Here is an 11361-nt window from a genome sequence, read left to right as displayed (position 1 = left end):
GAGCCGCTCGTGGGCACGCCCCGGGGCCGGGTCGAGTTCGAGCACGTCAGCTTCAGCTACAACCCCAACCGGCCGCTCATCACCGACCTGTCGCTGGTGGCCGAGCCGGGCCAGACCATCGCCATCGTCGGGCCGACCGGCGCCGGAAAGACCACGCTGGTCAACCTGATCATGCGGTTCTACGAGCTGGACTCCGGCCGGATCACCCTCGACGGCGTGGACATCACCCGGCTGCGGCGCGAGGACCTGCGGTCGCAGATCGGGATGGTGCTCCAGGACACGTGGCTGTTCGGGGGGACCATCCGCGACAACATCGCCTACGGGAAGCCGGGCGCGTCCGACGACGAGATCGTGGCCGCGGCGCGGGCGACGTTCGTGGACCGGTTCGTGCGGACGCTGCCCGACGGCTACGACACGGTGATCGACGAGGAGGGCACCAACGTCAGCGCGGGTGAGAAGCAGCTGCTGACGATCGCGCGGGCGTTCCTCGCGAGCCCGTCCCTGCTGATCCTGGACGAGGCGACCAGCTCGGTCGACACGCGCACGGAGTCGTTGGTGCAGCACGCGATGGCCGCACTGCGTTCGTCGCGCACGAGCTTCGTGATCGCGCACCGCCTGTCGACGATCCGCGACGCCGACCTGATCCTGGTGATGGAGTCGGGTCGGATCGTGGAACAGGGGACGCACGAACAACTGCTGGCGGCGGAGGGGGCGTACGCACGGCTGTACTCGGCCCAGTTCGCGGCGACGTCCTGATCGGGTGGGGGCGGCGTGGGTCCGGTCCGCGCCACCCCCACCCGAACGCCTGATCCGGGGCGGTCCGGCCGACCGCGGTGACCGGTCCAGCCTTCAGAGTCGATCTGCCGCGTGCTGGGGCTCACGTCCAGCACGTGCCCATGCCCCGTCGTTCCTTGGCGCAGGCCTGGCGCGATGCAGCGCTCGTCACCGGTATCCGTGCTGTCCGCGAGGCTCGCAGCGGTGACGCGATCCCTCACGCCGATCGCGGGTCGTGCTGGCACCTCGGGAACGTTCCGGGTCACGCTGGCCGGGTCGGGCGTGCGCCCTACGGGGCGTGTTCACTCATCTCGGCTACTCCGACCACCACAGTCTACATTGGACACTACTCGTGCGAAGTCCTCGTCGGCTGTCGTGAAGGTCTCGCCCTCATGAAATCCGGTGCCCGCGCTCGCCGCGTCGTCCGACCTCACCAGTCGCGCCCGCTACGACTGGAAACGCTGGGAGGGAACCCACATCGTCACCCGACCGCGCTCTCAGCACCACCATCGCTCGACGACCGTACAAGAGTCCGGCTGGGGCCCAGATGACAGCTTCAGGACACAAAGTTGACAGCCGTTTTTCGGTCCGCTGTGCGGTTCCCCTTCGTGGTTATGCTCCCGGCCGTTCGGTAGCAGTCGCCCGGAACGTCGGAGGAATCGCACATGCGTGCTCGGTCCGCACTCGCGGTGGTGCTCGGCGGTGTCCTGCTGGCACTGGCCGGCTGCGACGATGACGTCCCCTTGAGCACCGATCCCACGGCCGCGGATGTCGACTTCGTCGTCTCCTACACCGGGGCGGCTGGGCGGCTGGCGGGGTTGGACGCGGTCGAGAACCGTGCGCAGGTGCTCGACTGGGCGCGGATCGGGTTGGCGGCTGATCTTGGGCTTGACACCGCGCGGGTGAGGGACGCGTTGTACGACGTCGTTCCCGTGCGGGACGGAGGGTTCGCGGATCTGTCCCGTCAGGCCACCGGGGCTGGTCGGGCGCTGTTCGACGGGAAGGTGTTGCACCTGCTCGTGGCGACGGACGATCCGCGTCGGTCGCGTACCGTGGGGCAGTTGCTCGACCAGTACCGCACCGATTCCGGTGGTGATCCGGAGCAGGTTCGGGTGCACGGTCTCACCGTCCACCCGGACGCCGCAACGGTCGACGTCAGGACCGAGGAGCCGACGTCGGCCGGCGAGGCGCGGGCGGCCAACGGCTACGTGACGGCTCGGGTCGACCAGGTGAGTGGGCTGGCGGACTTCCTGGCGCGGACCCGATCCTTGTCCACGGTGGAGGTTCGAGGGGCGGAGGTGTGGGCGAGCGGGTGGAACTGGTCTGACTCGGGTGCCGCGCTGGACGCGGCGGACGTGTCCGTGCTCCAACGGGGGTACCGGTCCACGGAGCGGAGGACTCCGGCGTTCTCGCTCGACCCGCAGCGGGGGAAGACCGCGGCGGACCTGGTCGCCGCGCTGCCGGGGCTGAGTGCCGAAACCGCCGAGCGGGTGTTGTCGGGCAACTGGGCCGGTACGGCCTTCGGGTCGTCGGCTGAGGTGGTCGACGCCGTCGCCGACGTCCTGCACGGTTCGGCGTCGGCCGACTCCCTCGGGCGGAGTGGGTTGCCGACCAGCCGTGAATCGCTCTGGGGGCTGTGGTCCGCGTTGGACGGTGGCCCGGTGTACAGCGAGGCCCGCTACGACGGGGGCCTCGCGGGCACGGCGGTCGGGATGACGTTGTTCTACACCGACTACGTGGCCAAGAACTGGGTCAACGGGACGGGTGACGGGGTGCCCGCCGGGGTGGTCGAGGGGTTCGTGCCCGACCCGGACGCGGTGACGCCGTGGAGCCAGTGCGAGACCGGGCTGTCGGGTGAGAGCGGGCGGCTGTGGTTCGGGCAGAACGAGTCCGCGTTCGCCCACGACTCCTCGAAGATCAGTATCGGGGCGCAGTCGACGCGGCTGTTCTCGCGGTCGGACGGCGCCGCCGGGGACGAGGTCGAGCCCAGTTTCGCCGCGGGCAGGGGGTTGAGGTGGTGGGACCAGCACTACCAGGCGGTCGCCGACCACGAGCCGCAGTACCAGCGGCTCGACCAGATCATGCGGTGGAGCGGTGCGCTGGAGTGGTTGGCCGCCACGACGTCCGCGACGCTACCGCAGCTGCCCGACTCGGAGATCCCGAGCACGTCGACGTTCGCCGACTGGTACGCGAAGAGCGGCGACCTGCGGGAACGGGCACCGGTCCGGTTTGTGGCGCCACCGTCGGCCACGCGGGAAGCCGTGATCGTCGCCCCCTCCAAGAGCTACGAGAGCTGCGGCTACCGGGTGATCTCGGGCGGTGTGTCGCTCGGCGACCTCATCGCCCGCACGGGAACGCGGGACTACCGGCCGACCCTGCCCGCGCCGGTGAGCCGGGCCGGGTTGTTCGACGCGGGGTCGACGTTCGACCCGGTGAGCGGCACCGGTTCGATCAAGCAGGTGTCCGTCGACGGCGCGGGCACCGCCTCGGCGGCCCACGAGCACGCGTTCCGGGTGGTCGACGGCAAGGCGGTCGTGGACGTCACCGCGCCGGGGCGGAAGGTCGTGCAGTTCGGTGACCTGAAGCTGATGGTGCCCGAGACCGCGCAGCGCAGGCTGTCCACCGCGATCGACGCCCACGACGGCCGGGTGTCGCAGCGGGTCGACTACGAGGGGCGTGAGTTCGGGGAGCTGACGGCCGAGCGCGACGCATCCCTGGTCACCATCACGTGGCGGCGCGGTGTCGTGGACCGGGTCCGCGGCGTGCTCGACGCGGTGCAGCGGACCTTCGCCGCCGCGCCCGAGGGCGTGCCGTCCGCGAAGGACGGTGTGCTCTACGCGTTCCGCGACCCCGCGGGCCGCGTGCTGAACCGCGTCGGCGGTGCGGGCGACCCGTGGCTGTCGATCAGCGGTGATCTTCCCCCGGCCGGTGACGCGCCCGTTTTCCGCCTGGGTGCGCCGAATCCCGACGGGGGCGGGCCGCGCTTCCAGTACGGCGAGATGGTCGCGGCCCCCACCGTTCCGGAGGGACGGTGGCTCGACGTCGCACCCGCCACCGCCGACGGCCCGGCCGCCGCGACCTTCGCGGACGGACCGCCCGCCGACGCGAAGACCGTGCGGGTGACCGTGCGCGACGGCAGGTCGGCGGAGGCGCGCCTGGTGGGCGATCACGCGCGGGTGGATCCGAACGACCCGATCCTGGGCGTGGCCGGGTCGGCCGAGGGGGCGGCGGTGCTGCGGGACCTGTCCCGGATCGTCGGCGCGGGCGGGGACGCCGCGCCCGCCGGGGACGGGCTGTGGCGTGCGGTGCGGCTGGGTGAGGACGGTGCCGCGCTCGTCGACGGCACCGAGGTCCGGATCGTGTCGGGCGACGACCCGTGGGGTGCGAGGGTGCTGCGCGCGGTGGGCACCGATCCCGAGCGGACCGTCCTGGTGCGGGTGCGCGACGACCACGCCGTCGTCGTGGACCGGAGCGATCTGACGGAGGTGCCCGGCAGCGGTCCGGAGCTGATGGACCTCGGCCAGGCCCTCCAGACGCCCGACGCCGATCTCTACCTGCACGAGAGCTTCCGCGCCTCGCTGTCCGTCGAGGACGGCAGGGTGGTCGCGAACTCCCTGCCGCGGCAGGAGAGGGTGACCGTCCGGAAGGCCACCGTCGCCGAGCGGACGAGCGTCCCGAACGCGGACGTCCGCGCGGGTGGCGGGGCCGGGCGGGGCGCCGAGTGGCTGCGGATCGACCTCCCACCGCGCACCGGGGCCGTCAACACCACCCCGAGCCCGGCCCCGACCACGACGCCGCCCGCGCGACCCGGCGGGACCACGGCCGCCGCGGGCGGTGGGCTGGTCCTGCTGATCTGCCCGGCGGACGGTGACGCCCTTCTCGGGTGCGGGGACTGATGCCCGACCGGTTCGACCTCGACCCCGGAAGCCTGGTCGGACGTGCCGTGGCCGCGGCCCGTGAGGCGGTCGACCGGGCCGATCCGCCCGCCGTGGACCGGGCCTACCGCGAAGCCGTGGCGCTCGCGCCCGAGGACGGGACGCGGGACGCGCTCGCGGTCGACCACGCGGCGGCGCTGCTGGAGCTGGGAGCGGCGTCGGCGGCGTTGGCGCGGTGCGACGAGTACCTGCGCGAGGCAGGGGGAGCGCACCCCGGACTCCTCCTGCTGCGTGCCGAGATCCGCGGTTCCGTCGGCGACCACGGGGGAGCGGCGGCCGACGCCGTGGCGCTGCGCGGGCTGGGCGGCCCGTCGTCCGACGGCGACCGGGCGCGGGTGCTGCGGGTGGAGGCGCTGGCCGCCGCCGACCGGGGCGAGTTCGACCTGGCGGACCGCGCGTGGGAGCGGGCCGGGGCGGCGTTCCGGGCGGTGGGCGACGACGCGGGCGTCGCGATCGTCGACCGGGACCGGCTCGCCGCGGCCGTCCGGCTGGGGGACGCGGGAGCGGTGTCCGCGGTGGTGTCGGCCGCGGCTCCGCGCACGGTCGCCGACCACCTCCTCCTCGCCGCCGCCCTCCGGCGCGACCTGCGCTACGAGGAGGCGCTCCACGTGGTGGTGAGCTGCGTCGCCGACACCGTCGTGGACCCGGCCCTGCGACTGCCCCTGCTGAGGGAGATCGTGGTGCTGCTCTGGGCGACCAGGCAGGAGGCGGCGGTGGCGCGGCTGGAACCGCTGCTGCGCGAGGCCGTCGCGGACTCGCCCGATCCCGTTGCCGCGGGGGAGGACCTGGACGGCCTGTTCCCGGACACGCCACCGGGCGGCTCGGGTTCCACGCGGTTCGGCAGGCGGATCGAGGAGGCGCGTCGGCTGCTGGTCGCGGCCCGCCTCGACGAGGCGGAGGCCCTGCTGGTCGAACTCCGCGACCTCGCCCGCGCCGAGCGCGACGTCGCCGGGTGGCACCTGGTCGCCGGTGAGGTGGAGCTGGCCCGGCACCGGCACGGCGGCGACGACGCGTCCCTGCGCCAGGCCGTCCTCCACCTCGACACCGCCGCCGAGCGGGCGGGCACCACGGCGCTGGCGGAGATCAGGGTGGTGGCGCTCAGGCTGAGCGGGCGCGCGTCGTTCGCGCTCGGTGACGAGGACCGGGCCGGTGACCGCTGGATCGAGGCCCACGCCGTCGAGGAGCGGGTGGCCGAGCGCCAGGTCACCGACCAGGTCCGGGTCGGGATGCTGCTCTCCGCGCCGGACGAGCACGACGAGCGGGTCAGGGCCGCCGCCGAGGCCGTCGACCGGCACGGCGCCGCGGCCTCGGCGGCGGTCGTCGTCGCCATGGAGACCGCGCGCGGCGCGACGATCCTCGGGAGCGTCCTGCCGGAGGCCGAGGGGTTCGCCAGGACCCCACCCCGGCTGCGCGACCTGCACGGGGCCTGGCGGTGGCTGGGTGAGCAGACCCGCGACCTGCCCCGGTCCCAGGTCGTCTGGATGGTGCACGCGACACCGCACCGCGTGCACCACGCCGTGATCGGCCGCGGGGCGCTGCACCACCTCTCGGTGGCCCTGGACCGGACCGCGCTGTGGCGGGCCGTCGACGAGCTGATGGCCTGCTGGACCGAGGGACTGCTGGACGAGGCCATCGCCTCCGGCGACTTCGACGGGTCGCTGGCCAGGATCGCCGACCACCTCGACGTCGGCGCGGTCCTCGACCTCCTCCCGCGCGGTGTGCGCCGGATCGCCCTGGTCGCGGGCGGTGTGCTGGCCGGGGTGCCGTTCGCCGCCATGACCGTGCCGGGCACCGCGGAGCTGGTCTGCCACCGGTACGCGCTGTCCGACCTGCCGTGCCTGTCGGCGCGCCGACCGCTGCGCCTGCGCTCGGCGGCACGGCGGGGTGACCGGGCGCTCCTGGTGAGCCCACCCGGTACCGACCTCGCCCGCGCGGCCGACCTGCCCGGCCGCGTCGTCCTGGAGAGCGAGCGGGTCACGCCCGACGAGGTGCGGGCGGCGCTGGAGAGCCGGTCGCACCACCAGGTCCGGATCGACACCCACGGCTGCTACGACCACGCCGACCCGACCGGGTCCTGGCTGCGGCTCGGACCGGAGGGAGCCGAGGGCCGGGTGCGGCCGGACCAGCTCCAGTGGATGGACCTGCGCGGCTGCGGGACGTTCGTCCTCGGCGCCTGCGAGACCGGGATGGCCCTGCCGCGCGGTCGGGACGAGCGCGTCGGGTTCGTGCGGGCCGCGATCCACGCGGGCGCCGCCTCGGTGGTCGCGGCCACCTGGATCGCGGACGCCCCCGTGGCCGCGGCGGTGCTGGACCGGTTCGACCGCTACCTCCGGTACCTGCCGCGCGACGTCGCGCTCCAGCGCGCCCAGCTCGACGTGGCGCGCGGAGCGTGGGACCCGCCCGCCGACCTGGAGCACCCCCACCACCCGGCGCGCTGGGCGTGCTGGGTCGTGTGCGGGGCGTCCGACCGGCAGACCGGGGCCGGACCGGTCCGGCGCCTGCTGCGACGTGAACTCGACCGACGGAGGCACCGTGCCGCTGACCGCTCACCCTGACCGTCCGAGGGTGTTCCTGTCCTTCGCCGGGGACGACCGGCCGAAGGCCGTGCTGCTGGCCGAGGAGCTGCGGGCCAGGGGCGTCGACAGCTTCGTCGACTCCCTCAGCGTCGGGCTCGGCGAGGACTTCGTGCTCGCGGTCAACCGGGCGCTGGACGAGTCCGACTACTACGTGCTGCTGTGGTCGCGGCACTGCGACGACCGGCCGTTCGTCGACGCGGAGTGGACCGCCGCCCTCTGCCGCGACCTCGCGGGCAGGCGGGCGTTCCTGTTCGTCGTCCGGCTGGACGACCGGGTCCCGCCGACGCTGCTCTCGACCCGCAGGTACCTGGACGCCTACGACGACTGGGCGATGGTCGCGGACGAGCTCACCGCGACGTGGCGGGCGGACTCGTCGGTCGGCGCGGCCGTGCTCCCGGCTCCCGTCCCGCCCCCGGTGGCCGGTCGGGGACCGTCGATCTCCCTGCGCGTCCGCAACCGCGCGCTGTCCGTGGCGCACGTGCTCGACGTGCCTGCCGCGTCGACCGGCGGTGAACTGCACGACCTGGTGCGCGCGGCCCTCGCGCTGCCCGACGAGGAGACCAGGTTCGGCGGTGCGGTGGGCCTGAAGTTCTTCTACCAGCTCAAGAACGGTGACGACCCCATCGCCGACGGGCCGCTGGCCCTGGTCGGCGTCACCGAGGGCGCGACGATCGACATCGAGGTGCGGATGGAGTCCTTCGGCCCGGACGGGTCGTTCGCCAGGTCGACGTTCCGCCGCGACGGGGCCACCGCCGGGGTCAACCCGGCGATGGTGCGCACCCTCGTCCGCTCGGCGCTGGGCCACCTGGTACCGAGCAGGCCGCGGTCTCGTCGGCTCACTCCGCCAACGGGATCCGCAGGCTGACCGTGCCGCGCAGGTCCAGCCACGCCGAGTCGGGGGTGCGGACCACGCGCAGCACGACGTCCTCGCAGCCGGGGCAGCGCGCGACGAGGCCCGGAGCGCTCGCGTAGACGTGCAGGGTGGCGACGGTGCCGCCGAGTCCGCAGCCCGCGCAGCGGGCGGTGGCCGCGGTGATGTCCACGGCGAACAGCTCGCGCAGGGGCCCCGCCAGTGCGTTGCCGTCGAGGTGGGTGGTCATGTCAGCCTCCGCTGGGGCCGAAGCGCTCGGTTTTGATCTTGCGTGGGTCGTGGCCCGCGGCCAGCAGGATGTCGGCCGCGACCTCCACGAAACCCGTGGGGCCGCAGACGAAGCAGTCCGGGGCGAGGTCGGCGGGCCGGCCCGCGGTGGCGAGGTCGGCCACGGCGAGGCGCGCGGGTGGGCGGGGCCAGTCCGGTGGCGCGGTGCGGGTGTAGAGGTAGGTGACGTCCAGGCCCGCCGCGGGACGGCGCAGCTCCTCGACGTAGTACCGGTCCTCCGGGGTGCGCACCGAGTAGACCAGGCGGAACGGCACGGGGGTCGTCCGCGCGCGGACCATCGCCATCAGCGGCACGATGCCGGAGCCGCCCGCCACCAGCAGGACCGGCGCCGTGCTCGCGGGGCGCCACACGAACCAGCCGCCCACCGGGCCGCGCAGCTCCAGTTCGTCGCCGACCTCCAGCACCTGCGTGAGGTAGGGCGAGACCTCGCCGTCGTCCACCCGCTGCACGGTCAGCTCGACGCGCGCACCGTCGGCGGGCGTGGCGATCGAGTAGCTGCGCTGGGTGCTGTAGCCGTCCTCGGCGGTGAGGCGCACGTCCACGTGCTGGCCCGGCAGGTGGCCCGGCCACGCGGGCACGTCCAGCACGAGGGTGCGGGCGGCGGCGGTCTCGTCCCGCACGTCGACGACCTTCGCGACGTGCCGGTCCAGCCTGCGCACCACGGCTAGTCGCCCTGGTAGCGCTGCTCGCGCCACGGGTCGCCGTAGTCGTGGTAGCCGATGGTCTCCCAGAAGCCGGGCTCGTCCTCCAGCAGCAGCTTGATGCCGCGCACCCACTTCGCGGACTTCCACAGGTACAGGTGCGGCACGAGCAGCCGGGCCGGGCCGCCGTGCTCCGGGGTGAGGTCCTCGCCGTCGTAGCGGTGGACGATCCAGGCCTGGCCGTCGAGCAGGTCCTCCAGCGGCAGGTTCGTGGTGTAGCCGCCGTAGGAGTGCGCCAGCGCGTGGTCCGCCGCCGTCTCGACGTCCTCCAGCAGCACGTCCAGCGACACGCCCTGCCACGTGGTGCCGAGCTTCGACCACTTGGTGACGCAGTGCAGGTCGACCCTGGGCTTCTCGTGCGGCAGCTCCAGCAGGTCCTGCCAGCTCCACGTGTGCTCCTCACCGACCTCTGTGGTGACGGTGAACTCCCACCGGTCGGTGGGGACCCGCGGGGTGGGCCCCGCCGACAGCACCGGGAAGTCCTCGGTGAGGTACTGGCCCGGCGGCAGCACCACGTCCTCGTCGCGCGCCCTGCCCCGGAAGCCGCGGGAAACGATCGCCACGTGCCCTCCTCTCGTCCGTCGGACAGTGTCCACCCCGGTGCGCCGGAAAACTCGGTGGCTGATGGTTGGACTGTCCACCTACCGTCAGCGTCGTGGACTTCCCGATCCTCGGAACCGAGCCGCACGCGGTGGAGCTGGCCAACACGCTCCACGGCGGCGAGGACCACCTGCGCACCCGGCAGCGGGTGGACGGGTGGTTCGCCCGCGTCGGCCTGCCCGCCGTGGACGCGGGGTCGGCGCGGGTGCTGCGCGACGCCGTGCACCGGTTGTTCACCGCGGCCGTGGCCGGTGTCTCGCCGGACCGGGCCGACGTCGAGGTCGTCAACGGCTTCAGCACGCCGACGCGGCTGGAGCTGGCCTGGTCCGCCAGCGGGCCCGTGGCGCGGCACCGGGACACCGCGACCGGCGGCGCGGCCGTGCTCGGTCGCATCGCCGCCCGCGCGATCGAGCTGCTGGCCGGCCCCGACGCGCTCCGGCGCTGCACGGCACCCGGCTGCTCGCTGTTCTTCGTCCGGAACCACCCGCGCAGGCGGTGGTGCCACCCGTCGTGCGGTCACCGCGACCGCCAAGCCCGCTACCACCGCCGTCGACGGCGTCCGGAGGTGTCCCGGTGATCACGTGGCGCAGGCTGACCGAGGCGGACTTCCCGCTGCTGCGGAGCTGGCTGCTCCAGCCGCACGTGGCGCGCTGGTGGAACCACGAGACGTCGCCGGAGGCCGTGGAACGCGATTTCGGGCCCGTGGCCAGGGACGAGGAGCCGTCGGAGGACCTGCTGGTGTTCGCCGACGGCACGCCCGTCGGCCTCGTGCAGCGCTGCCGGTACGGCGACTACCCCGAGTACCTGGCGGAACTGGCGCCGATCCTGGTCGTGGACCCGGAGACCGTGAGCCTCGACTACCTCGTCGGCGACCCCGACCGGTGCGGGCGGGGACTGGGGTCGCGGATCATCGCCGCCGTCGTCGCGGCCACGTGGACCGACTACCCGGCCGCGCCCGCGGTGGTGGTGCCGGTGGCCGCGGCGAACCGGGCGTCCTGGCGAGCGCTGGAGAAGGCGGGGCTGAGCCGCGTCGCCGAGGGCGAACTGGAGCCGGACAACCCCGTCGACGACCGCGACCACGTGGTCTACCGGGTCGAGCGCGGCACCAGCGGACCGGCAGGGCCGCGGTGCCCCGGCGTCCGCCCGAGCGTCGAGGCTAGTGCGCCGACGCCGCCCCCAGCGCTTCCTCGACCGTCGGGTGCAGGGTGAAGAGCTGGTCGAGCTGGGCCGAGGCGATCGAGCGCAGCACGGCCCGCGAGGACACGACCAGGAGCATCGGGGTGCCGTTCGCCTCGCCGAGCTGGTGGTGCGCGACGAGCACGGACAGGCCCACCGAGGCGAGGAAGTCGACCTCGCTGAAGTCGACCACGACGGCGGGGCGCGACCTGTCCTGAGCGGCCGAGGCGGCCGCGAACGCGGCGGCCATGTGCTCGCCGAACGCCGGGGCCGTGTTCATGTCGATCTCGCCCGCCACGCGCAGCACCAGCGCGGACGCGAGGTCCTCGGTCGCTACCCGCAGGGGGGTGCTCCGCTCGTCGCCGGAACGCGCGTCCTGCGCGGAGTTGCGTGGCATCGTGCACCTCGTCTCGTGGTGGACCAAGTCTAGGGGGCGATCC

At 74.0% G+C, this 11361-nt stretch carries 10 protein-coding genes; 6 read left to right on the top strand and 4 right to left on the bottom strand.

From position 1 onward, the window contains the following. From AC156L_RS04000 to AC156L_RS03985, 4 genes are all read left to right on the top strand, one after another. On the top strand, positions 1-756 hold a 756-nt coding region (locus AC156L_RS04000; RefSeq protein WP_484406603.1), incomplete at its 5' end, for an ABC transporter ATP-binding protein. 683 nt (positions 757-1439) lie between these two features. Further along, on the top strand, positions 1440-4670 hold the full coding sequence (locus tag AC156L_RS03995) for a hypothetical protein (RefSeq protein WP_330880935.1): 3231 nt from the start codon (positions 1440-1442) through the stop codon (positions 4668-4670). Further along, the gene (locus tag AC156L_RS03990; RefSeq protein WP_330880933.1) at positions 4670-7264 is read left to right on the top strand and encodes a CHAT domain-containing protein; all 2595 of its coding nucleotides are present in this window, start codon (positions 4670-4672) and stop codon (positions 7262-7264) included. Before AC156L_RS03995 ends, AC156L_RS03990 begins: the two co-directional genes overlap by 1 nt. A gap of 10 nt (positions 7265-7274) precedes the next feature. Next, positions 7275-8150, top strand: coding sequence for a toll/interleukin-1 receptor domain-containing protein (locus tag AC156L_RS03985; protein ID WP_330880931.1), 876 nt, complete (start codon positions 7275-7277; stop codon positions 8148-8150). Here AC156L_RS03985 and AC156L_RS03980 read toward each other — a convergent pair. Genes AC156L_RS03980 through AC156L_RS03970 form a run of 3 tightly spaced genes read right to left on the bottom strand, consistent with a single transcriptional unit; the run spans position 8122 to position 9708 of the window. After that, positions 8122-8385: a DUF6510 family protein gene (locus tag AC156L_RS03980; protein ID WP_330880929.1), complete on the bottom strand. Its 264-nt coding sequence runs from the start codon at positions 8383-8385 to the stop codon at positions 8122-8124. The two genes, AC156L_RS03985 and AC156L_RS03980, sit on opposite strands and share 29 nt — an antisense overlap. Position 8386: 1 nt before the next feature. Further along, positions 8387-9106, bottom strand: coding sequence for a ferredoxin reductase (locus AC156L_RS03975; RefSeq protein WP_330880927.1), 720 nt, complete (start codon positions 9104-9106; stop codon positions 8387-8389). A 2-nt stretch (positions 9107-9108) separates the two neighbouring features. Beyond that, on the bottom strand, positions 9109-9708 hold the full coding sequence (locus AC156L_RS03970; protein WP_330880925.1) for a sulfite oxidase-like oxidoreductase: 600 nt from the start codon (positions 9706-9708) through the stop codon (positions 9109-9111). 92 nt (positions 9709-9800) lie between these two features. On the opposite strand from AC156L_RS03970, the gene AC156L_RS03965 reads away from it, so the two are divergent. Both AC156L_RS03965 and AC156L_RS03960 read left to right on the top strand, forming a co-directional pair. Next, positions 9801-10322, top strand: coding sequence for a CGNR zinc finger domain-containing protein (locus AC156L_RS03965; protein ID WP_330880923.1), 522 nt, complete (start codon positions 9801-9803; stop codon positions 10320-10322). Then, complete coding sequence (locus AC156L_RS03960; RefSeq protein ID WP_330880921.1) at positions 10319-10954, top strand: GNAT family N-acetyltransferase; 636 nt, start codon at positions 10319-10321, stop codon at positions 10952-10954. The genes AC156L_RS03965 and AC156L_RS03960 overlap by 4 nt, the downstream gene beginning before the upstream one ends. Here AC156L_RS03960 and AC156L_RS03955 read toward each other — a convergent pair. Then, positions 10902-11318, bottom strand: coding sequence for an STAS domain-containing protein (locus AC156L_RS03955; RefSeq protein WP_330880919.1), 417 nt, complete (start codon positions 11316-11318; stop codon positions 10902-10904). The genes AC156L_RS03960 and AC156L_RS03955 overlap by 53 nt on opposite strands. Between the last annotated feature and the right edge of the window lie 43 nt (positions 11319-11361).

This window comes from Umezawaea sp. (assembly GCF_057122925.1).
Note: the sequence above shows the minus strand (reverse complement) of the source record. Positions and strands in the feature narration are given on the sequence as shown.

Bases quoted from the DNA above. Each gene is read 5' to 3' on its own strand.
- AC156L_RS03990 (WP_330880933.1), top strand. From the start codon at position 4,670: ATGCCCGACCGGTTCGACCTCGACCCCGGAAGCCTGGTCGGACGTGCC.
- AC156L_RS03995 (WP_330880935.1), top strand. From the start codon at position 1,440: ATGCGTGCTCGGTCCGCACTCGCGGTGGTGCTCGGCGGTGTCCTGCTG.
- AC156L_RS03955 (WP_330880919.1), bottom strand. From the start codon at position 11,318: ATGCCACGCAACTCCGCGCAGGACGCGCGTTCCGGCGACGAGCGGAGC.
- AC156L_RS03980 (WP_330880929.1), bottom strand. From the start codon at position 8,385: ATGACCACCCACCTCGACGGCAACGCACTGGCGGGGCCCCTGCGCGAG.